The sequence below is a fragment of the Amycolatopsis echigonensis genome, assembly GCF_014174495.1.
GTDB lineage: Bacteria > Actinomycetota > Actinomycetes > Mycobacteriales > Pseudonocardiaceae > Amycolatopsis > Amycolatopsis echigonensis.
Window position 1 is genome coordinate 33874 of record NZ_JACJHR010000034.1, and the last position, 21868, is coordinate 55741.

General features: G+C 70.0%; 21 protein-coding genes and 1 pseudogene. 13 read left to right on the forward strand and 9 right to left on the reverse strand.

Translation table 11 applies throughout. The features are described from left to right. Positions 1–54: 54 nt before the first annotated feature. The 3 genes and pseudogenes from H5411_RS23475 to secA form a co-directional block, all read left to right on the forward strand. A complete protein-coding gene (locus tag H5411_RS23475) occupies positions 55–699 on the forward strand; it encodes a ComF family protein (RefSeq protein WP_183124993.1) in 645 nt (214 codons plus the stop codon). A gap of 776 nt (positions 700–1475) precedes the next feature. Then, the gene (gene hpf / locus H5411_RS23480; protein WP_101437830.1) at positions 1476–2159 is read left to right on the forward strand and encodes a ribosome hibernation-promoting factor, HPF/YfiA family; all 684 of its coding nucleotides are present in this window, start codon (positions 1476–1478) and stop codon (positions 2157–2159) included. 261 nt (positions 2160–2420) lie between these two features. Next, positions 2421–4976 (forward strand): annotated as a pseudogene (gene secA / locus H5411_RS23485) (preprotein translocase subunit SecA); the annotation flags it as partial. A 560-nt stretch (positions 4977–5536) separates the two neighbouring features. Here the strand turns inward: secA and H5411_RS23490 are convergent. Next, entirely contained in the window at positions 5537–6016 is a 480-nt protein-coding gene (locus H5411_RS23490) for an Rv3235 family protein (protein WP_208637427.1), read from the reverse strand. Between the two features lie 215 nt (positions 6017–6231). On the opposite strand from H5411_RS23490, the gene H5411_RS23495 reads away from it, so the two are divergent. Beyond that, entirely contained in the window at positions 6232–6615 is a 384-nt protein-coding gene (locus tag H5411_RS23495; protein ID WP_101437833.1) for an HAD-IA family hydrolase, read from the forward strand. On the opposite strand, the gene H5411_RS23500 is transcribed toward H5411_RS23495, so the two are convergent. Then, positions 6608–7372 (reverse strand): TrmH family RNA methyltransferase, encoded by a 765-nt coding sequence (locus tag H5411_RS23500; RefSeq protein ID WP_101437834.1) that lies wholly within the window; start codon positions 7370–7372, stop codon positions 6608–6610. The genes H5411_RS23495 and H5411_RS23500 overlap by 8 nt on opposite strands. 34 nt (positions 7373–7406) lie before the next feature. On the opposite strand from H5411_RS23500, the gene H5411_RS23505 reads away from it, so the two are divergent. Then, positions 7407–8804 carry a WS/DGAT/MGAT family O-acyltransferase gene (locus H5411_RS23505; RefSeq protein WP_101437835.1) on the forward strand — a complete coding sequence of 466 codons (1398 nt, stop codon included), beginning with the start codon at positions 7407–7409 and terminating at the stop codon, positions 8802–8804. Beyond that, positions 8801–9292 carry a DUF6912 family protein gene (locus H5411_RS23510; protein WP_101437836.1) on the forward strand — a complete coding sequence of 164 codons (492 nt, stop codon included), beginning with the start codon at positions 8801–8803 and terminating at the stop codon, positions 9290–9292. Before H5411_RS23505 ends, H5411_RS23510 begins: the two co-directional genes overlap by 4 nt. Before the next feature lie 134 nt (positions 9293–9426). Here H5411_RS23510 and H5411_RS23515 read toward each other — a convergent pair whose 3' ends face one another. The 3 genes from H5411_RS23515 to rsgA all read right to left on the reverse strand — a co-directional run bounded on the left by H5411_RS23515 (position 9427) and on the right by rsgA (position 12541). After that, positions 9427–10224, reverse strand: a complete 798-nt coding sequence (locus tag H5411_RS23515) for an SCO4651 family lipoprotein (protein WP_101437837.1) — start codon at positions 10222–10224, stop codon at positions 9427–9429. A gap of 151 nt (positions 10225–10375) precedes the next feature. After that, positions 10376–11278 (reverse strand): SCO4651 family lipoprotein, encoded by a 903-nt coding sequence (locus H5411_RS23520; protein WP_101437838.1) that lies wholly within the window; start codon positions 11276–11278, stop codon positions 10376–10378. Between the two features lie 240 nt (positions 11279–11518). Next, positions 11519–12541: a ribosome small subunit-dependent GTPase A gene (gene rsgA, locus H5411_RS23525; RefSeq protein ID WP_183125017.1), complete on the reverse strand. Its 1023-nt coding sequence runs from the start codon at positions 12539–12541 to the stop codon at positions 11519–11521. A gap of 111 nt (positions 12542–12652) precedes the next feature. On the opposite strand from rsgA, the gene H5411_RS23530 reads away from it, so the two are divergent. Beyond that, complete coding sequence (locus H5411_RS23530) at positions 12653–13408, forward strand: SOS response-associated peptidase (RefSeq protein ID WP_101437839.1); 756 nt, start codon at positions 12653–12655, stop codon at positions 13406–13408. Beyond that, positions 13405–14013 (forward strand): alpha/beta hydrolase family protein, encoded by a 609-nt coding sequence (locus tag H5411_RS23535; RefSeq protein WP_183124994.1) that lies wholly within the window; start codon positions 13405–13407, stop codon positions 14011–14013. The genes H5411_RS23530 and H5411_RS23535 overlap by 4 nt, the downstream gene beginning before the upstream one ends. 153 nt (positions 14014–14166) lie before the next feature. Here H5411_RS23535 and H5411_RS23540 read toward each other — a convergent pair whose 3' ends face one another. Both H5411_RS23540 and H5411_RS23545 read right to left on the reverse strand, forming a co-directional pair. Next, positions 14167–15597 carry a carboxylesterase/lipase family protein gene (locus tag H5411_RS23540; protein ID WP_183124995.1) on the reverse strand — a complete coding sequence of 477 codons (1431 nt, stop codon included), beginning with the start codon at positions 15595–15597 and terminating at the stop codon, positions 14167–14169. Continuing rightward, positions 15579–16475: an MBL fold metallo-hydrolase gene (locus tag H5411_RS23545; RefSeq protein ID WP_183124996.1), complete on the reverse strand. Its 897-nt coding sequence runs from the start codon at positions 16473–16475 to the stop codon at positions 15579–15581. The genes H5411_RS23540 and H5411_RS23545 overlap by 19 nt, the downstream gene beginning before the upstream one ends. A 133-nt stretch (positions 16476–16608) precedes the next feature. On the opposite strand from H5411_RS23545, the gene H5411_RS23550 reads away from it, so the two are divergent. Further along, entirely contained in the window at positions 16609–17625 is a 1017-nt protein-coding gene (locus H5411_RS23550; RefSeq protein ID WP_246369145.1) for an Lrp/AsnC family transcriptional regulator, read from the forward strand. Positions 17626–17651: 26 nt separating this feature from the next. After that, positions 17652–18356, forward strand: a complete 705-nt coding sequence (locus H5411_RS23555; RefSeq protein ID WP_183124997.1) for a class I SAM-dependent methyltransferase — start codon at positions 17652–17654, stop codon at positions 18354–18356. Here the strand turns inward: H5411_RS23555 and ybaK are convergent. Continuing rightward, positions 18353–18832: a Cys-tRNA(Pro) deacylase gene (gene ybaK / locus H5411_RS23560; RefSeq protein ID WP_009082959.1), complete on the reverse strand. Its 480-nt coding sequence runs from the start codon at positions 18830–18832 to the stop codon at positions 18353–18355. The genes H5411_RS23555 and ybaK overlap by 4 nt on opposite strands. A gap of 189 nt (positions 18833–19021) precedes the next feature. On the opposite strand from ybaK, the gene H5411_RS23565 reads away from it, so the two are divergent. Then, on the forward strand, positions 19022–19648 hold the full coding sequence (locus H5411_RS23565; protein WP_183125018.1) for a sigma-70 family RNA polymerase sigma factor: 627 nt from the start codon (positions 19022–19024) through the stop codon (positions 19646–19648). Further along, a complete protein-coding gene (gene rsrA / locus H5411_RS23570) occupies positions 19645–19968 on the forward strand; it encodes a mycothiol system anti-sigma-R factor (RefSeq protein WP_101437845.1) in 324 nt (107 codons plus the stop codon). The genes H5411_RS23565 and rsrA overlap by 4 nt, the downstream gene beginning before the upstream one ends. A 62-nt stretch (positions 19969–20030) precedes the next feature. Here the strand turns inward: rsrA and H5411_RS49360 are convergent, their stop codons facing one another. Beyond that, complete coding sequence (locus tag H5411_RS49360) at positions 20031–20105, reverse strand: 50S ribosomal protein bL37 (protein ID WP_098515123.1); 75 nt, start codon at positions 20103–20105, stop codon at positions 20031–20033. A 193-nt stretch (positions 20106–20298) separates the two neighbouring features. Here H5411_RS49360 and H5411_RS23575 point away from each other — a divergent pair, with 193 nt between their 5' ends. Further along, on the forward strand, positions 20299–21819 hold the full coding sequence (locus H5411_RS23575; protein WP_183124998.1) for a sensor histidine kinase: 1521 nt from the start codon (positions 20299–20301) through the stop codon (positions 21817–21819). Positions 21820–21868: the final 49 nt, after the last annotated feature.

The following is a 21868-nucleotide window of genomic DNA, read 5'->3' on the forward strand; positions in this document are numbered from 1 at the left end:
CTCCGGGGTTCGCGCGGCCCGAAACTGTCGGTGGTCGGGTGCACACTCGGAGTCATGTTCCTGAGACTGCTGGTGAACCTGCTCCTGCCGACCTACTGCGCGGGCTGTGACACCCGCGGCGCGCCCGTGTGCGCCGCATGCTCCACGACGTGGGGGTCCCCCACTGCGGTATTCCGCGCGCCGCTGGCCGGGTTGGCTCCGGCCTATGCCTTGGCGCGTTACGCGGGGGTCGCCCAGCGAACCTTGATCGCCTGCAAGGAACGTCGACGTCGCGACGTAGTCCCGTTTTTGGGCCGCGTGCTGGCGGCTGGGCTGACGGCGTTGCCTTCCGGCGGTCCTCGCGCCAGTCCGTGGTGCCTCGTCCCGGCACCGAGCCGACGGACCGCTTCGCGGGTGCGCGGAGGCCCGCACGTCCAGCGGATCGCTTCGGAAGCAGCTCGGCTGACGGGGGCGTATGTCGCGCCTGCCCTGGTGGTGAAGGGCGGACGGGACGCGGTCGGCCTGAGCCGGGCGGAACGCGTGGCCAATCTGGAAGGCCGCCTGCGGTTCGCCGCGGCCGGTCGTCCGCCGCCGGACGCCCGGGTCGTGGTGGTGGACGACGTGATCACCACAGGCGCCACGTCCGCCGCATGCGTCACGGCGTTGAAAAACGCGGGTGTGCCGGTGGTGGCGGTACTCGCCTTGCTGGCGACAGTCTGAAGGGAGCCTGTCCCCACGTCCGAAACCTGAACCCGCCCTGGTCCGGTCCGCCCGCCGCGAATCCGCCGCCGTGCCAAGACCCGGCGGCCGCCGGAAACCCAAATCCGGCGGCGCGGAAACCGGTCCTCCGCCGCGCCCTGAGCCGAAAACGGAACGATTCCCCGAACCGTCCGCCCGAAGAATTCCGCCCGCATTCTTGCCAGGGAGGCAATCACGCTCCACCGCCCACTACCGCCAGGTGTCACCTACACGAGTGATGTCAAGAGGGAACCTCCCGCCGTCGTCGCCCGTTGTCCGGACATGAGGGTCGAGGCCGGAATCACCCCAGCGTCGGGGCAGTCCACCGAGGTGGCGGCTGTGCCGGGCGGGCCGGTCACCCTCGGCGTCCGAGGTGCCGCTGGGTTGAGCCGTCCGCGTGAAACTTGGGCGCGCGCGCTCGGCCTTCCGAGCGGCGGTTCCGGGCTGCGCACGCATGATTCACTGCGCGCCGTGACGAGTTCCCGGATCGTGACATCCCCCGGCTCGGGGGCTGTTGCGGACGGCGTGATGAAGCTAACGTGCTCCGCTATCAGCAAAACCCGCAGGCAGGGAGGTGTGCAGCCCATGTCCCTGGCGCCGGCGGCCCGCTGAGTTCGCGTTCGAGCTTCCGCCACGAGACGTCGTGATCCGGTCGCCGAATTCTTTTCAGCCCGCCGAATCCGTGCAGCAGCCGCTGCGGCACCGGTGCCGTGAGAACACACAACAGCTCGCAGTTTCCTCAGCGAGGGAGGTCGTGTATGGACATCGTCGTTAAGGGCCGCAACGTGGAGGTGCCCGAGCATTACCGGGCGCTTGTCAGCGAAAAGCTGGCCCGCCTTGAGCGCTACGACAAGAAGGTCATCCGCTACGACGTGGAGCTCTTCCACGAGCCCAACCGCAGGCAGGCCAAGAGCTGCCAGCGCGTCGAGATCACCGGGAAGGGCCGCGGTCCGGCTGTTCGCGCCGAAGCGAGCGCAGCCGACTTCTACGCAGCGCTCGACTCCGCCGTCACCAAGCTGGAAAACCGGCTCCGGCGGACACACGACCGCAGGCGTGTGCATTACGGACGCAGCCGTCCCGAGTCCGTCGCCGAGGCGACGTCGATGGCAGGCGGATCCGATGCCGTCGCCGGGCCCGCCATGGGCACGGCCGTCCTGGACGCACCCGACGCGACCGAATCCATGGCGAACGGTTTCGCGGCGACGAGTGCGGGCGACATTCCCCGGCAGGGGCGCTGGGAAGACGAGGACCTGGGCCATCAGCCCGGCCGCGTCGTCCGCGAGAAGCAACACGACGCCGATCCCATGACGGTGGACCAGGCTCTCTACGAGATGGAGCTGGTCGGCCACGACTTCTACTTGTTCAACGACTCCGAGGCCGGCCGGCCGAGTGTCGTCTACCGGCGAAAGGGCTTCGACTACGGCGTGATCCGGCTGGGCTGACCCCTCCGGAACGACTCCACCGGCGGCCCGCACGCGTTCGCGTGTGGGCCGCCGCCGTGCCCGGAGCGCGACTCGCGGCACGACCTTCGTCGGGACCTGTGGAAACCTCCCGTGACCTTCTGCGACGACGTGCGTGCGCGGACCAGTCCGCGTTCCCTACGATGGGGGAGACGGCGGCGGCGCACACGGGCGCCAGCCGTGGCGATTTACTGCCCGGGAACGGCCTGGGCGCGATCATGATCAGCTAGTGAGGTCGACCGGATGGTGCTGAACCGCCTGCTCCGCGCGGGCGAGGGCAAGATGGTGAAGCGGCTGCGCAACATCGCCGATCACATCAACACCCTCGAAGACGACGTGAAGGACCTGTCGGACGCCGAACTGCGGGCCAAGACCGACGAGTTCCGCGAGCGGTACGGCAAGGGCGAATCCCTGGACGAGCTCCTGCCGGAGGCGTTCGCCGTCGCGAGGGAAGCCGCGCACCGGGTGCTCGGCCAGCGGCCGTACGACGTCCAGCTCATGGGCGGGGCCGCGCTGCACCTCGGCCAGGTCGCCGAGATGAAGACCGGCGAGGGCAAGACGCTGACCTGTGTCCTCGCGGCCTATCTGAACGCCATCCCCGGGGACGGCGTGCACGTCGTCACCACGAACGACTACCTCGCCAAGCGCGACGCGGAGTGGATGGGCCGCATCCACCGCTTCCTCGGCCTCGAGGTCGGCGTCATCGTCGCGGAGCAGGACCCGCAGGAGCGCCGCAAGCACTACAACGCCGACGTCACCTACGGCACGAACAACGAGTTCGGCTTCGACTACCTGCGCGACAACATGACCTGGTCGCTCGACGAATGCGTGCAGCGCGGGCACAACTTCGCGATCGTCGACGAGGTCGACTCGATCCTCATCGACGAGGCGCGCACCCCGCTGATCATCTCCGGCCCCGCGGACCAGTCGTCGCGGTGGTACGTCGAGTTCGCCCGGCTCGCGCCGCTGATGCAGGGCATCGACACCACCACCATGGGCACGCGCGAGCGGGTCGAGAAGGCCAACCTGATCAACTCGAAGTACCACTACGAGGTCGACGTCCGCAAGCGCACCGTCGCGGTCACCGAGAAGGGCGTCCGGTTCGTCGAGGACCAGCTCGGCATCGAGAACCTCTACGAGGCGGCGAACACCCCGCTGGTCGGCTACTTGAACAACGCGCTGAAGGTCAAGGAGCTCTACCACAAGGACAAGGACTACATCGTCCGCGACGGCGAGGTCATGATCGTCGACGAGTTCACCGGGCGCATCCTCGTCGGCCGCCGTTACAACGAGGGCATGCACCAGGCGATCGAGGCCAAGGAAGGCGTCGAGATCAAGGCGGAGAACCAGACGCTCGCCACGATCACGCTGCAGAACTACTTCCGGCTCTACAAGAAGCTGGCCGGCATGACCGGTACCGCCGAGACCGAGGCGGCCGAGTTCCACCAGACCTACAAGCTCGGCGTGGTGCCGATCCCGACGAACCGGCCGATGATCCGCGCCGACCGCGCCGACCTGATCTACAAGAACGAGCAGGCCAAGTTCGAGGCGGTCGCCGAGGACATCGCCGAGCGGCACGAAAAGGGCCAGCCGGTGCTGGTCGGCACCACGAGCGTGGAGAAGTCCGAGCACCTGTCGAAGCTGCTGCTCAAGCTGGGCGTGCCGCACGAGGTGCTGAACGCGAAGTACCACGACAAGGAAGCGCTGATCGTCGCGCGCGCCGGCCGGAAGGGCGCGGTCACCGTCGCCACGAACATGGCGGGCCGCGGTACCGACATCGTGCTCGGCGGCAACCCGGACATCATCGCCGACGAGGTGCTGCGCGAGCGCGGCCTCGACCCGGTCGAGAACTCCGAGGAGTACGAGGCCGCGTGGCCGAAGGTGCTCGAGGAGATCAAGGAAGAGGCGCGCGTCGAAGCCGACGAGGTCCGCGAGGCGGGCGGGCTCTACGTGCTCGGCACCGAGCGGCACGAGTCGCGGCGCATCGACAACCAGCTGCGCGGTCGTTCCGGACGACAGGGCGACCCCGGCGAATCGCGGTTCTACCTGTCGCTGGGCGACGACCTGATGCGGCGGTTCAACGCGGTGCTGGTCGAACGCATCATGACGACCATGCGGCTGCCGGACGACGTGCCGATCGAGCACAAGATGGTCTCCAAGGCGATCAAGAGCGCGCAGACCCAGGTCGAGCAGCTCAACATGGAGACCCGCAAGAACGTCCTCAAGTACGACGAGGTCATGAACGAGCAGCGCAAGGTGATCTACGCCGAGCGGCACCGCGTGCTCGAGGGCGAGGACCTGCGCGAGCAGATCGAGCACATGATCGTCGACGTGGTGAAGGCGTACGTCGCGGGCGCCACGTCCCAGGGCTACGCCGAGGACTGGGACCACGAGCAGCTGTGGACCGCGCTGAAGACGCTGTACCCGGTGAGCCTCGACTGGAACGACCTGATCGAAGACGGCGACCTCGACGCGGAAAGCCTGAGCCAGGCGCTGGTCGACGACGCGCTCGCGGCGTACGCCAAGCGCGAGGCCGAGATCGACGAACTGGTCGGCGAGGAAGGCTCGATGCGCCGCCTCGAGCGCCAGGTCATGCTCACCGTGCTGGACCGCAAGTGGCGCGAGCACCTCTACGAGATGGACTATCTCAAGGAGGGCATCGGCATGCGGGCGCTCGCGCAGCGCGACCCGCTGATCGAGTACCAGCGCGAGGGCTTCGACATGTTCCGCGCGATGCTCGACTCGCTCAAGGAGGAGGCCGTCGGCTTCCTGTTCAACCTGCAGGTCGAGCGCGCCGAGCCGGAAACCGTGCAGCAGCCGGAACCGTCGGCGCTTCCGGGCGGCGTCACGTCCGCCACCGCGGCGGCGGCCGGGGCTTTCGGCGCCAAGAGCGAGAACGAGGGCAAGCACGCCCGCCCGGCCCCGCCGCAGCCCCCGGCCACCGACTCCGATTCGGTCCCGTCCGCCTTGCGCGGCAAGGGACTCGGCGGCGGTGTCCAATCCGGACTGACCATGTCCGGCCCGTCCGAGGGCGGCGGTGTCGAGTCCCATTCGGACAGTGCCAGCGACTCGGACGCCGGAGCCGCGGGCGGCACCCGTCGCGAGCGGCGGGCCGCTGAGCGGGCGCAGGCGAAGAAGGGCAAGAAGGGGCCGCGTCGCTGACGCGTCCCTGATGCTGTCCTCTGTGGACGGCACGGCTGAGAACGGCAGCACGAGAACTTCTCGTGCTGCCGTTCTGTCGTCTGGGGTCCACAGTGGACCTGCGCGGGCGGCGGTGCCCCGCTCGGCTGATCGGCTTCAATGCCGGTTAACGCACCGAACGGCTGTCCCAGGAGTTAGGACAGCTGTCCTGAACCCAGCTAGGCGACCGAAGGCCGTCCGGCCTGCACCCCCTCGGTGCGCGGTGCGAGCACGTGAAACCGCGTGCACACCCAGCCCGTCCGCGTGCGCTCGAACCGGGCCGCCAATGCCAGCACGCGGGGTCCGGAATGGATGATCGTGCTGGTTTCCAGCGCGGTCTCGGTCGGACGGCACACCCGCAGATCCCCGGCGACGTGGTGGCGGATGCCCGGCATCAGTCCCTGACTGCTGAGCCGGGAAAACAACGCCTCGTCCACGAGCGGGCGAATCTGCCCGGCCGCGCGCCGACCCGCGAGGACTTCGAGGATGGCGTTGAGCCGCTGGGTGAGCCGCCGTCCTGTGGGCGGGTCTGTGAGCCGCAGCAGCCGATGCCCAGCGGGCGGCAGGTCGTACGGCGACGGCCACGCGGTGCGGCGATGCGTACGTCGGCCCTTGACCTCCGGGACAGCGGACAGCGGCCGGAGGCTGTGGTTCGTCATTGAGTTCCCTCCCCGAAACATGGACGTCCACCCGCGGGTTAGTGCGCCCGGCGGCCGGAGGATGGGACGTTGTGTGCCTGATCCGGCGAAAAGGGCAGAACGGCGCACACGGGATCTCTCGGATGCGCTAATGGGGCCTCGTCGCGGTGGCGGTGAGCGCGCTGGTGATGCCGCGGCGGAGACCTTGCGCGACCGAGAGCGGATAGGCTGGCGAAGTGCTGAAAGGCTTGCTCGTCGACTACGCCGGAGTGCTCACCGACCAGGACGCCGCGCTGCTCTACGAGTACCTGCGCGACGCCCGGGCGAACGGCATGCGCACCGCGCTGGTCTCGAACGCGCCAGGAGCCGCACCAGAGATGAAAACCGAGCTAGCGCGATACTTTGACGCGCTCGTCTTCTCCGGTGAGGTCGGGGTGGCCAAGCCGAACCGCGAGATCTATCTCGTCGCGGCCGAGCGGATCGGGCTGGCCGCGCCCCGCTGTGTGTTCGTGGACGACGCCGAGCGGAATGTGCGCGGGGCCGTCGCCGCGGGCATGGTCGGCGTGCACCACCGCACCATCGCCGAAACTCTCGACGAACTGGCGGCGTTGTTCAGCTGACCCCGCGCCGCACGAGTTCGAAGGACAGCACCGCGGCCGCGGCGGAGACGTTCAGCGATTCGACGTCGCCGGGCATCGGGATCGACACCCACTCCGTCACCAGTTCAGCGACCGCCTCGCCGACGCCTTCGGTTTCGCCGCCCAGCACGAACGCCGACCGCTGCGGCAGCTCCACGTCGAACAGCGACGTCGGTGCCGAGGCACCCAGCGCGAACAGGCTGTACCCGGCCTCCACCAGCATTTCCGCCGCCTCGCGGGCCGATCCGCAGCGCAGCATCGGTGCGCGAAAGGCGACACCCGCGGAGGACTTCACCACCATCGGGTCCAGTGCGGCGACACCCCGGCGCGGCACGATCACGCCAGCGAGCCCGGCGGCCGTCGCGGTGCGCAGGATCATGCCCACGTTGGCCGGGGTGGTGATGCCGTCGAGGAGCAGCAGCCGGGCGGGCGGGCGGCGGTCGTCGAGGGCGGCGGCGAGGGCGCGCATCCGGGGCGCGACGACGTCGGCCAGTACGCCCTGGTCCTGTTTTCCGTTGCCGGCCAGCACTTTCACCCGATGCGCGCTCGCCCGCTGCACCGGAACCCCGGCGGCTTTAGCGGCGCGCTGGATCTCCGCGGCGGCGGGGCCGCGGGCGGTGTCGGCGAGGATCACCTTGTCCACGCGCAGGTCCGGATCGCCCAGCGCCTCCAGCACGGGCTTGCGCCCGTAGACGGTCAGGAAGCGGTCTTTCGGCGAACCCGCCAGCTCATCACCCACACCGGCCAGTCTCGCATTGTGTAAGGATCGGCTCATGCCCGACCGCCTGTCCGCGCTGGACGCCTCGTTCCTGTACGTCGAGGACCAGACGACGCCCATGCACGTCGGGGGCGTGGCGATCTTCGAACGGCCGTCGTCTGGATTCACCTACGAGCAGGTGCTCGACCTCGTCGCCGCGCGGCTGGCGTTCCTGCCCCGCTACCGCCAGCGCGTGCTCGCCGTGCCGGGGCACCTCGCGCGCCCGGTGTGGGTGGACGACGTCGACTTCGACCTGAACTACCACGTCCGCCGCTCCGCGCTGCCCCAGCCGGGCAGCGACGACCAGCTGTTCGACCTGGTCGCGCGGCTGATGTCGCGGCGGCTCGCGCCGGAACGCCCGCTCTGGGAGGCGTATTTCGTCGAGGGGATGGCCGGCGACCGGGTCGCGATGGTGACGAAAACGCACCAGTCCGTTGTGGACGGTGTCGGCACGATCGACCTCGGCCAGCTGATCCTCGACGAGACCCCTGAACCGCCCGAGCCGTTCGAGGACAGGTGGGTGCCGCGGCGCGAGCCGAGCCGCACGCAGCTGGTCCTCGACGCGATGAGCGAGACCGTGCAACGGCCCGGCGAGCTGATCGAAAACGTGCGCGCGGTCGCCGGCGACGCGGCGACCACGGTGAGCAAGGCCGTCGAGACGCTCAGTGGCGTCGCGGCGACGATCACCCGGCCCGCTCCGCCCGGGCCGCTGAACGTCCGGGTGTCCGGCGGCCGCGTGTTCTCGGTCGTGCGCACGCGGCTGGAGGATTTCCGCAAGATCCGCGCGGACCACGGCGGCACGGTCAACGACGTGATCCTCGCCGCGATCACCGGTGCGCTGCGGGAATGGCTGCTGTCGCGCGGGGAGAACCTCACGCCGACCGAGACCGTGCGGGCGCTCGTGCCGATGGCGGTCACCGACGCCGAAACCGCCGAGTTCGCCACGCCCGCGCTGGTCGGCAACGAGGTCGCGGCGTACCTGATCGACCTGCCGGTCGGCGAGCCGAGCGCGGTGCTGCGGCTGCAGCACATCGGCCACGCGATGGCCGAGCACCTGAACTCGGGAAGATCGGTGGCCGCGCGCGGGTTGCTGAAGGTGAGCGGGTTCGCACCGGCGACGCTGCATTCGCTCGGCGCGCGGGCCGGCGGATCGCTGTCCGGACGGATTTTCAACCTGATGATCACGAATTCGCCGGGGCCGCAGGTGCCCGTGTACGCCGGAGAGGCGAGACTGGTGGAGATGTTCCCGGTGATGCCGCTGATGCGCACGCAGGCGCTGGCGATCGGGGTCACCTCCTACCACGGCGGGGTCTACTTCGGACTCAACGGCGACCGCAAGGCCGCGTTCGACGTCGGGCTGCTCGGCGGGATGATCGAAGAAGCGCTTGAAGAGCTGAAGGGTGCGCACTGGTGAGGGTTTATCTGCCTGCGACGATCGCGATGCTGAGAGACCTGGAGGCCAACGGCGAGTTCCGCGCTCGCAGCGGCACCGGTTTCGCGCTGACGCCCGCTCTGCGCGAGGCGTACGCGAGCGGTTCCGACGAGGAACTGGAATACGCGGCATTGCTGGACGCGGCCCGGGCTTCGCTGCGCCTGATCGCGGCCGAGGAAAAGGCCGAGCCGCGGCGAGCCGTGGTGTCGGTGGACGTCGAAGACGCGACGCTGCGGCCGGACTTGGACGCGGCCGTCGTGCGGCTCGCCGGTCCGGTGCCGAAGTCCCAGATCGCGGCGATCCACGTGGACTCGGCCGAAGCGGAAGACGCGGTGGCGGCCGCGGCGGCGGTGATCGACGCCGCGGATTTGGGCGACGAGGACGCCGAGTTCGCCCTCGGCGACGCCGAGGACCACGAGCTGGCCTGGTACGCGTTGCAGGAGTTGCCCTTCCTGCTCGAACTGCTTTAGCCGGTCCGGGAAGGGCTCCTTCACGGACTTCGATTCAGCACCAGGGACTTACGGCGGCCCGATGGGCGCGGCTGAGGCGCGTCTAGCGGGATCCGCCGTGGTGGCCGGCGACGCCGATCCCGCGGCTGGCGGAATCAGCCGCCGGTGAGGGTGCCGATGTCGGCTGGGGCGGGGGCGTCGACCGTGACCGGGGTGTTCCAGTCCGTGTAGTGCGCCTTGACCGTGGCGACGCCGGTCTGGCCGGTGGCCTGCATGATCGGCGTGAGGTCGAGGACGAGTTGCATCGGCCGGTGCTGCGGGTCCAGCCAGAGGTCGAACGGGACCGTCTTGCCGCGGTCGCCGAGCCGGGCCAGTGCTTCGGCGGGAAGGCCGCCGGGCAGTTCGGAACCGAGTTTCCCCAGGTCGACGGTCAGGTGGTAGTGCGCGGCCGAAGCTCCGTCGAGGGTGGTCTGCTCGCTGGAGGCCACCGTCCCCGCCGTGCGGACCTGGGCCAGGGTGCGCGTCGGGTCGTTCTGCTCGGCCAGTTGCGCCAGGCTGCCGCCCAGCACCTGTGAAAGCGGATCGGTGCCGTCCGGCGACACCTTCACCCACGCCTTGTGGTCGCTGACCTGGTCTCGCGCGCTTTCCGGGACCTTCGCGTACAGCGTTTTGTCGACAAGCCGCAGTTCGAGCGGTTCGCCGACGTAGTCCGTCGTCATCGACAGCGACGTTCCGGACGGGTCGAATTTCGCTTGGCCCTGTCCGTGGGACACCACGGTGCCGGTGGTGACGTCCGCGGTGAACTTCGCGGTGTGCCCGGCCAGGGTCGCGGCCGAGGCGGCGTCGGCGAGCGCGCGGGCGTCGGTGAAACGCTGTGGTTCCGGCGTGCTGGAACACCCCGCCGAGGCGATCGCCAGCAGCGCGGCGACACCTGCCACGGCCGTCCTGTGCATCCGAAAACCCTCTCTGACCGGCCGTAAGTGCCTCCAGCCAAGCACAGCGGGCGAGGCCGACCCGTTCGGGGGAACGCGTGCTACCGGCAGTAGCGCGCGAAAAACGGGCCCCGAGCCGGAGTGGCTCGGGGCCCGCGAAAAGCTCCGGGGATCAGTGCCCCATCTTCTTCATGACCTCGCCGAAGTCGGTGACCTGGTCGGCGGGCGGCGCGGCCACGTCGACCGGCTTGCCCCAGTCGGTGTACTTGACGGTGATCTTGCCGCCCGTGGCGCCCGAGCCGGTCGAGGCGCCGAGCGACTTCATCATCTCCGACTGGTCCATCGTGACCTGCAGCGGAAGCTGGTCCTTGTCGATCCAGATCTCGGCCGGGATCTTGATGTTCTTGCCCGCGAGCATCTTCTTCATCTGCTCCTGGACCTCGGCGGGCTGGCCCTTCGCGTAGGTCTCGATGGACTTGCTGACGTCCAGCTCGACCTTGTAGTGGTTGACCTTCTCGCCGTTCAGCTCGACCTGGTCGGCCCCGGTGATCTGGCCGGTCTTGGAGACCTGGTCGAGGATCTGCGTCGGGTCGCTCTGCTGGGTCGACTGCGCCATGGCCTTGCTGAACGACTGCGACATCGGGTCGGTGGCGTCGGGCGAGATCTTCAGCCACGGCTTGTCGGTGCCGAACTGGGTGGCCTGCGCGGCCGGGACCTTCATGTAGAGGGTCTTGTCGACGTAGCGCATCTCGGTGGTGCCCTGCGGCGTGTTCATGGTCATCGTCATGGCGGAGTTCTCGCCGTCGAAGCGCATCGAACCCTCGGCCTGCATGGACTGGCCGCCCATGGACATGTCCATCGACATCTTCGCCGACTTGGCCTTCTCCGTGCCCTGCTTGGCCGCGTCGGCCAGCTTGAGCGCGTCGCTGAACGGCGACGCCAGGCCGGACCCGCCGTCCTTCGCCTGCTGCCCGGCCGGCACCGCGGTGCCGTTCTCGGCGCTCGAGCCGCAGCCCGTCAGCACCAGCGCCAGCGCCGCACCCGCGGCGACAGCGAACGTCGTGGTCTTGCGCATGGTTCTCCCCCTAGGAAGGAATCGGTCTTTGCCCTGCGTTGTCGCCGGCCGGCCTGGAAGGCCGCGTCCTTGCGGTCCGGCGCGCGGGCCACTGGCGGGGTGACTCCGCGAGGTTGCTTCTGAGACGCCGTCCGGCGGGAAGAGGTTCCCTCCGGACGGAGGAATTTTGCTCCGGTTCGTCCCCGCCCGGGGCACTCGCCTGCGTATCGGTGACGGCCGCGCGAAGTTACCGTTTCCAGGTCACGATTCGGCGCGAATTTCCCCGCCGCCGCCCGCTCGCGACACCAGCAGCCTGCGCAGCGACGCCAGCCGCTCCGGTCCGGCGTTCCCGTCGGCGACCACGTCGTCCAGCGCGCAGTCCGGGTCCTCGGGCGGTCCGAGGTGGCCGCAGTTCGGCGGGCATTCCTCGGCGGCCTTGGCGAACTCCTCGAAGGCGTTCACGATGTCGTCCGCGGTTACGTGCGCGAGCCCGAACGACCGGACGCCGGGGGTGTCGACCACCCAGCCCCCGCCCGCGAGCGGCAGCGCGACCGCGGCCACCGAGGTGTGCCGCCCCTTGCCGACCGAGCTGACGTCGCCGGTAGCGAGTTCGGCGGCGGGCACCAGGCGGTTGACCAATGTCGACTTGCCGACTCCGGAATGCCCGACGAGCGCGGTGATCCGGCCGGCGAGGCGTTCGCGCAGGCCCGTGGGTTCCTCGTCGTGCCGGGTGACGATGGCCGGGACGTCCAGGCCCGCGTAGCCGGCGAGCAGCGAATCCGGGCTGGCGAGGTCGGATTTCGTCAGGCACAGCACGGGTTCCAGGCCGCCCGCGTAGCACGCGACGAGGCAGCGGTCGATGAAGCCGGGCCGGGGCGGGGGATCGGCGAGCGAGGTGACGATCAGCAGCTGCGCGGCGTTGGCGACCACCACGCGTTCGTACGGGTCGGTGTCGTCGGCGGTGCGGCGCAGCACGCTGGTGCGGTCGTCGACGCGGACGATCCGGGCGAGCGTGTCCGGCCGTCCGGAGACGTCGCCGACCAGCCCGACCATGTCCCCGACGACCACCGACACGCGGCCCATTTCGCGGGCCCGCATGGCCATCACGACGCGGTCCGGGTCGGAGTCGACCGCGCACGTCCAGCGTCCGCGGTCCTTGCCGATCACCATCGCGGTGACCGCGTCGGCGTGCTCGGGCCTGCGCTTGCTGCGTGGCCTGGTGCCCTTGCCGGGACGCACCCGCACGTCGGATTCGTCCAGCCGCCTCCAGTCGCCTCGCCCCAAGCCGCCCACGTCCTCCCGGTCGCTCCATGCCTGGTCGAATGATCCCATGCCAGTCGCGCCGGGCCTGGTTTGCGTGCGACGATGGCCGCGAGGCACCCCGAGGAGGTTGGCATGTGCGGCCGTTACGCCGCGACGAAAGACCCGGCGAAGCTGGTCGAGGAGTTCGCCGCGGTCGACCTGACCGAGGGCCGGGCGCGGGCGGACCACAACGTCGCGCCGACCAAGAACGTCGTGACCGTGGTGCAGCGGCATCCCCGCGACGCCGACGGGCTCGTCCTCGAAGACGAACCGGCGGAACGCTCTCTGCGGATCATGCGGTGGGGCCTGGTTCCGTTCTGGGCCAAGGATCCCTCGGCGGGTTCGCGGATGATCAACACCCGCGCGGAGACCGCGAAGGAAAAGCCCGCGTTCAAGCGCGCGCTGGCGTCGCGGCGCTGCCTGGTTCCCGCCGACGGCTGGTTCGAGTGGCGGCGCACGGGCAAGGAGAAGGAGCCGTTCTACATGACGGATCCCTCCGGGAAATCGCTCGCGTTCGGCGGAATCTGGGAAACCTGGCGGCCGAAGGACGACGCCGACGCCGAACCGCTGATCACCTTCTCGATCCTGACGACGGACGCCGCGGGCCAGCTCACCGACGTCCACCACCGGATGCCGCTGATCGTGCCGCGCGACAACTGGGCGGGCTGGCTCGACCCGGACCGGTCCGAAGTGGACGAACTGATGGTGCCGACGCCGCCCTCGGTCGTCGAATCGCTGGAGCTGCGGCCGGTGTCGAGCCTGGTGAACAACGTCCGCAACAACGGTCCCGAGCTGGTGCGGCGGGTGGACACCGGGCAGCCCGTCGACTCGCTGTTCGACCTGCCATGACCACGCTCGAGATCGACACCGAACACGGGCCCGCGCGAGTCGAGCTGCATTGCGCGCCCGACGGCGACGCGGTGCTCATGCTCGGCCACGGCGCGGGCGGCGGCATCGGGGCGAAGGATCTCGTGGCGGTAGCGCAGGCGGCGAAGGCGGCTGGGATGCATGTGGCGCTGGTGGAACAGCCGTACCGGGTGGCCGGCCGTCGGGCTCCGGCTCCGGCCAAGCAGCTGGACACGGCGTGGCTGACGGTGGCGGACGAGATTTCCGCTCGGTTCGACGACCTTCCGCTGGTGTTCGGCGGTCGTTCTTCCGGCGCCAGGGTGGCCTGCCGGACGGCGTCGGCCGGGCAGGCGGTCGCGGTGCTGTGCTTGGCTTTCCCGGAACATCCGCCGGGGAAGCCGGAAAAGTCGCGGCAGGGGGAGCTGGACGCGGTCGAGGTGCCCGCGCTGGTCATCCAGGGAGAGCGGGATCCGTTCGGGCGGCCTTCGGCTGCTCCGCACCACGAGATCGTCGTGGTGGCGGGGGACCACACGTTGTCCAGTGATCTGGACGCGGTGGCGCGGGCCGCCGCCGAGTGGTTGGGACGGGTTGTCCGGCCGCATCTGTGACGGTGCTGGCTGTGGATAGTTCGAGGATGCGTTTCTGCTGCTCAGGACTGGTTTTGTGGAGTTATCCACAACTTGGCTGGCCTGTGGGCAACTCGGGGTGAGGGCCGGCTCCGGCCGATCGAGCCGGATAGTCTGGGCGTGGGCGGTGCGGGATCAGGTGTTCAAGGACCAGTCTTGCGCGATGCGCATGATCGCGGGCGCGTCCGGGCGGTAAGCGGGCCAGCCCGGGTCGCCGTTCGTGACGTAAGCGACCCAGGCCGCGTGGGTGCGGGCGGCCAGCTCGGGATCCGGTCGTTCCCGGCCGAGCAGGCCCGACTGGCCGTAGAGGTTCGGCAGAGCGGCGTGGTCGAACACGAACGGCAGCTCGACGCAGTGGCACGCCCCCAGCGGGTGGTCCGGGCCGGGCGGCGGCCAGGCGAACTCGTAGACGTGGATGGGATTCCCGGCCCGGCTGTGCGCGTCGGCGAGGAGCCGGTTGCTCACGGTGTAGGCCTCGGTCATCACGTGCGCGGCCAGTTCGGCTGGGGACGCGCCGGGACGGTGCGCCCGGGCCCGGGCGATGGCCTCGGCGGGGTCCGGGAATCGGCGGGCCGCCGCGGCATGGAGCCCGGCTTCGTCGAGGTTCGCGGTGTAGAGGTTCGCCTCGTCGGCGTTGGTGCCAATCAGGAGGCTGACCGGGGCGGTGGGGCCAGATGCGGGCTGGGCGGGCAGCGTCTCCTCGTCCAGGACGGGCTTGTACGGGCTGTTGCCCAGTGATGTATCGCGGAATCCGGCGATCGCCGTTGCGGGCATCGCGGCCGGGGCGGTGACCAACTGCTCGTCGTCCAGTTCGCTCAGCGCGGCCGCGGTGGGCGCCACCCCGAGCGCGTCGGCCGTCGCCCGCGTGATCAGGTCGGCCTTCTCGACGGGGAAAGCGCACTCGCCGCTGCCGCTCTGGCTGATCGCCCGGCGGAACAAGCCCGCGGCTCCGGGCGCGACGAGCAGCGCGTCGACCAGCATGGCTCCGGCGGACTGTCCGGCCACCGTGACGTCGCCGGGGTCGCCGCCGAACGCCGCGATGTTCCCGGCCACCCAGCGCAGGGCCGCGAGCGCGTCGAGCAGGCCGCGGTTGGCCGGGGCGTCCGGGAGCCGCAACCATCCGGCGACGCCGAGGCGGTACTGCACGGTGACCAGTACGACGCCGTCGCGGGCGAAGGTGTCGCCGTCGTAGAGCTCGGCCTGCCCAGTGCCCGCGGTGAACCCGCCGCCGTGGAAGAAAACCAGCACCGGCAGCCCGCTGGTCGCCGGGTCGGGCGTGCTGACCGTGACCGACAGGTAGTCCGCGCCGGGAACCCAGCCCGAACCCAGCACCGGCCGCAGGTCGATGCCGCCGAAATCGCGCCGCGCGGCCGGTGCCGTCGGGCCGGGCCGGGTGGCGTCGCGGACGCCGTCCCAGCTCGGTGCCGGAGCCGGTGCCTGGAACCGCGCGGCACCGGACATCGGTGCGGCGTAAGGAATCGCGCGAAAGGTGTGTACCCCGTTCCGCGCCGTGCCCCGGACTCGCCCGGAGGCGGTGGAAACCACGGTCATGTGTCGGACCCCCATCGAGTCACGGTGAACTTCGAGCCGTCGCGAACGATTTCCGCGGCCGGTGCTGCGCCGACGTGTGCGGGGAAAACCAGGGCGCGGTCGTCGGCGGCCCGGCCGAGCAGCCGGTGCCGGGTCGCCGCGGCCTGTGCCGGGTCTTCGCAGAAGCAGCTGCTGAGACTGGGTTCGGCGATTTGCAGCGGGTGGTGGAGCAGATCGCCGACGAACAGCGCCCGGTCAGCGAAGGAACGCACGGTCAGCACGCACGACCCGGGAGTGTGGCCGGGTGCCGGTTCGAGCCGCAGGTCGCCGTCGATGTCGTAGCTGTCCTCCCACAACCGGGCCTGTCCACTGTGGACGACCGGGGCGACGCTGTCGGCGAAGACGTTTTCGTTGGCGCGGGCCAGTTTCGGCCGGTGCGGGCCGGCCGGGTCCCAGAAGTCGTAGTCGGCGCGCGGCAGCAGGTAGGTCGCGTTGGGGAACGTCGGGCGCCACTCGCCGTTGTCGAGACGCGTGTTCCAGCCGACGTGATCGGCGTGCAGGTGCGTGTTCACGACGAAGTCGACCTCCTCGGGCGCGACGCCCGCCGCGGCCAGCCGGTCGAGGAACCCCGTGCGCAGCTGGTGAAACGCCGGGGTGCCGGGCCGGTCCTTGCCGTCGCCGGCCCCGGTGTCGACCAGGATCGTGGCGCCCCCGCTGCGCAGCACCCAGGTTTGCACGCAGGTGCGCAGCAGCCCGGACTCGCGGTCCCAGGAGTCCGGTGGCAACCGGGATTCGTGCGCCTGCCACGTTCCTTCGGCGAGGCCGGGGAACATCGCTTCGGGCAGGCGGGTGGTTCCTTCGTACTCCAGGACGCGGGTCGCGGTCACTGAGCCCAAGGCGATCGTGGCGGTCATGCGGTCACCTTTTCTCCGTCCGAGTCAAGCTCGATACCCCCATCGGTCTGCGGGTCTCATGCATCAAGCTGGCATGGGACGCCGTATTTCGGCAACAAGATGTGAAATACGCCTGATTCAGTCAGGATCCAGCTTGAGTAGGCTGCGCCTGCACGAACCCGAAGGAGGACGCTCGGTGGCCGACGACGGCGTACTGGACGACACCGACCTCGACCTGGTGGCCGCGCTGCAGCACGCGCCCCGCGCGCCCTTCGACGTGCTGGCCCGCGTCCTGGACAGTTCGGCGCGCACGATCGGGCGGCGCTACAGCCGGATGCTGGACGACGGCCTGCTCCGCGTCATCTGCGAGGTCGACTGGTCGCTGCTCGCCGAGGGGCCGCCTGCGCATGTGTGGATCGGTGCCGAGCCTGGCCGGGCGCGCGCAGTCGCGAAGGCGTTGGCGCGGCGCGACGACACCACGCACGTCGCGCTCGCTTCAGGGCGTGGAGAGGTTTACGCCGTGGTCCACGGGATGACTCGCGCCGCGACGGCCCGCGCGTTGCTCGACGAGATCCCCGCTGTGTCTGGCATCCGTTCGGTGCGCGCGGAGTCGGCCTTGCGCAGGCTCACCAGCTCCGCGGCGTGGCGGCTGCGGAGGTTGACCAACGAGCAGGAAGAAGCGCTCGCCTCGCACGCGGGGGCAGCGGCGGAAGAACCCGGCACCGAGCTAGGTCCGCTGGAGCGCGAAGTCGCGGCGGTCCTGCGCGATGACGCGCGGACGCCGTACTCGGACGTCGCTCGCGTGCTCGACATCTCCGAGTCCCGGGCCCGGCGCGTCGCGACCGCGATGTTCGGTTCCGGGCTGCTGCGGCCTCGCGTCGAGATCGAGCCGGGAAAGCTCGGGTACCGGATCGAGGCCGTCCTCGGCATTTCCTGTCCGCCGCCGGCGACGGCCCGGCTCGGCGCCGCGATCGCCGCGCATCCGACCACGCGGTTCCTCGCGCTCACCGCGGCGTCGTCCACCTTCGTCTACGACGGCGTCTTCCGCGGCGAAGACGACCTGGCCGATTTCGTCAGCGGCGGTTTCCCCGGCAGCGACGACGTCACCGCCGTCGAGTGCACCCTTCAGCTGGAAGTCCTGAAACGCTACTGGCGCGCACCGGCCTCCTGACCCGAGGTCGTGCCAGGGTGGATTCCATGACTGCCAACGATTACGACACTTTCGGCGAGGCCTACGCGATCGAAACCGAGCACAGTCTCATCAACGCCTACTACACCCGCCCCGCGATTCTGGACCTCGCCGGAGACGTAGCGGGCAGACGGATCCTCGACGCGGGCTGCGGCGCCGGCCCGCTGTTCGCCTCGCTGCGGGACCGCGGCGCGCGCGTGAGCGGCTTCGACTTCAGCTCCACCATGGTCGGGCTGGCCCGGAAAAGACTCGGCGAAGACGCGGATCTCCGGGTCGCCGACCTCAGCCAGCCGCTGCCCTACGCCGACCAGGTGTTCGACGACGTCATCTCGGCACTCGTGCTGCACTACCTGGAGGACTGGACCGCTCCGCTGGCCGAACTGCGGCGGATCATCCGGCCCGGCGGACGGCTGATCCTGGCCGTGAACCACCCGATCCTTTACAAAATGGCCCACCCGGAGGGCAACTACTTCGCCGTCGAACGCTGGTCCGAGGAGTACACCTTCAACGGACAAAAGGGCGTGCTCGCGTACTGGCATCGCCCGCTGCACGCGATGACCGACGCGTTCACCACGGCCGGGTTCCGTGTCTCAGTGATCAGCGAGCCGTACCCGGCAGAGGGCGCGCGCGAGAAGTTCCCCGAGGAATTCGGAGACAAGGAAGCCTTCCTCTGCTTCCTGTTCTTCGTCCTCGAAGTACCCGAGGCCGCTTAACCCGCCGCGATCCCGGCCACGACCGCGCCGGTCAGCCGGACCAGTTCGGCCGGGTCCAGTTCCACCTCGAGTCCGCGCCGGCCGCCGGAGCAGAACATCGTCGGATAATCCAGCGCCGAGCCGTCCAGCACGACGGGCAGGCGGCTCCGGTGGCCGAGCGGCGAGATCCCGCCGAGCACGTATCCGGTTGCCCGCTGGGCAGCGGCCGGGTCGGCCATCTTCGCTTTTTTGCCCCCGGCCGCCGCGGCGAGGGCTTTCAGGTCCAGCTGGCCGGTGACCGGAACCACACCGACGACGAGCTTCCCGTCCACGTCCGCGACCAGCGTTTTGAACACCCGTCCCGGCTCCAGGCCCAGCGCTTCCACGGCTTCCAGGCCGAACGACTCCGCCCGGGGGTCGTGGTCGTAGGTGTGCACGGTGTGCGCCACCTTCTGCTTCTGCAGCAACGCCGTCGCCGGAGTGCCCTTGCCCGCCATGCGGGCGAGTCTACGAAACCCGCCGGGAATGCCCGGTCGGCACGCTCTGTTGTAGACAGCGTGACCACCACGCTCGCCACTCCCCGCCCCGGCAGGAGCCGTCCCGGGACCGGCTTCCCGAACCCCCGCGTAAACTCGGTGCTGCCGTATGCGCAGACGCGCATCGACGCCGAACGGGAAGGGAACGGTTTGCCGAGCACCCCCAACTCCGCGCCGGAGACGGCGGCCGACGAACTGGAGCTCGCGGAGCGCTTCGAGCGCGACGCGATGCCCCTGCTCGACCAGCTCTACGCGGCCGCGATGCGGATGACCCGCAACCCGTCCGACGCCGAGGACCTGGTCCAGGAAACCTACCTGAAGGCGTACGCGGCGTTCGCGTCCTTCAAGGCGGGCACGAACCTCAAGGCGTGGATGTACCGCATCCTCACCAACACCTACATCAACGGCTACCGCAAGCGTCAGCGGCAGCCGGTGCAGCAGCCCACGGACGAGATCAGCGACTGGCAGATCGCCCGCGCGGAAAGCCACACCTCCGCCGGCCTTCGCTCGGCCGAGGTCGAGGCGATGGACAATCTCCCGGACACCGACGTCAAGGCGGCTTTGCAGAAGCTGCCCGAGGAGTTCCGGCTCGCGGTCTACCTCGCCGACGTCGAGGGCTTCGCGTACAAGGAGATCGCCGAGATCATGGACACTCCGATCGGCACCGTGATGTCCAGGCTGCACCGCGGCCGCGCCCAGCTGCGCGACCTGCTGGCCGACGTCGCGCGCGAGCGCGGCTTCATCCGGGGGACCCGCGAGGAGGTGGCGAAGCGATGAGCTCGGAAGACGCGCCCGCGGAGAAGATGCCCTGCGAGGACGCCCTCGCCGAGATCTACCTGCTGCTGGACCGCGAATGCAGTCCGGAGCGGGACGCGGAACTGCGCAGGCACATCGAGGACTGCCCGCCGTGCCTCGAGGAATACGGCATCGACGAGCAGATCAAGCACCTGCTGGCCCGCAAGTGCGGCGGCGACCTCGCCCCGGCGGAGCTGAAGAGCAGGCTGCGCGCGTCCATCCGGCAGACCGTCGCCACGCAGGGCGGCGTCACCGTGGAGCGCACCGAGATCACCGTGGACCAGCGCACCACTCGCGACTGACCACACGACAACGGCCCCCGTACCGATCCGGTGCGGGGGCCGTGTCACGTCCGGGCGCGGACTCAGGCGTTGGGCTTCTTGCCGTGGTTCGCGCCGTTCTTCTTGCGGTCGCGACGCTTGCGGGCGCGCTTCGACATGTTCTCTCCTCGGGTGTCCGCTGAGTGTCCCGGGGCGGGGTGCGACACACCGGCCGGGAACGGGTCAACCGTTCCAGTGTGTCATGCGGCCCCCGCGCTCCTCGGCGGCACCCGCGCCTACGCTCTGGTTGGATGGACTCAGGAGGTGCGCAGGCATGAACGAACCCACCGCATTCGAGGGCGGCCGGTAGCCGTGTCGACCCTTTCCGACCTGCTCGCCGAGAACACCGGCCTCCCCGGCGAAGCGGCCGACCACCTGCAGACCGTCGTCGCGGAGTGGCAGTTGCTGGCCGACCTGTCGTTCGCCGACTTCCTGCTCTGGGTTCCGGTTTCCGCGGAGCACCAGCCCGACGGCGGCGATTTCGTGTGCGTCGCGCACGCGCGGCCGACCACCGCGCCCACCGCGCATCCCGAGGACGTCGTCGGCACCCGGTTCACCGTGGACGAGCACCCGCAGCTGGCCAAGGCCATCCGCGAGGTCAAGATCTGCCGCGAGGAAGACCCGCATTGGTACCGCGACCTGCCGATGCGCCGCGAAGCGGTGCCGGTGAGCTTCGGCGGCGAGGTGATCGCCGTGCTGAGCCGCGAGACCAACCTCGCCGCGCCGCGCGTGCCGAGCCCGCTGGAGATCGCGTACCTCGGCAGTGCGGGCGACCTGTGCCAGATGATCGTGGACGGCACCTTCCCGCCCGCCGGCGGCAACCAGACCGACACGCACACCAGCCCGCGCGTCGGCGACGGCCTCGTCCGGCTCGACCAGGCCGGCACCGTCGTGTTCGCCAGCCCTAACGGCCTGTCCGCCTACCACCGGATGGGCCACGAATCCGACCTCGTCGGGCAGCGGCTGGCCCCGCTCACCCGGTCGCTGATCCGCGACCCGTTCGACGCCACCGAGGTGTCGCACCGGATCCTCGAGGCCCTCGACGGCAAGCCGTCCACGCGCACCGAGGCCGACTCGAAACGCGGCGCGGTCGTCCTGTTCCGTGCGCTGCCGCTGCGCCCGGCCGGACAGCCGGCGGGTGCGTTGGTGCTGGTCCGCGACGTGACCGAGGTCAAGCGCCGCGACCGCGCGCTGATGTCGAAGGACGCCACGATCCGCGAGATCCACCACCGCGTGAAGAACAACCTGCAGACCGTCGCCGCGCTGCTGCGGTTGCAGTCGCGCCGCACGACGAGCGACGAGGCCCGGCTGGCGCTGGGCGAGTCGGTGCGGCGCGTGTCGTCGATCGCGATGGTGCACGAGGCACTGTCGATCTCCGTCGACGAGCGCGTGGACCTGGACAAACTGCTCGACAACGTGCTCCCGATGGTCGGCGAGGTCGCGACCGCGGAATCGAAGGTCGGCATGACCCGCAAGGGGTCGTTCGGCGTGGTCGTGGCCGAGATCGCGACGCCGCTGGTGATGGTGCTCGCCGAACTGGTGCAGAACGCGATCGAGCACGCGTTCCCGCAGGGCCGGCCGGGCAAGGTCGAGCTGATCGTGGAACGGTCGGCGCGCTGGCTGGACATCCTGATCCGCGACAACGGCCGCGGCCTGCCGTCCGGGTTCTCTCTGGAGCGCAGCGACGGGCTGGGGCTGCAGATCGTGCGGACGCTGGTGGAATCGGAACTGCGCGGATCGCTTTCGCTGCGCCAGGTCCGGACCGACGAGGCGGGCAACCGGGTGCCGGGCACCGAAGCGGCGCTGCGGATCCCGTTGTCGCGGCGGCTCTAGAAAACCCGGCGACAGTCCGGGCACGCCGGATTACTGTCCGGCGCAGGCA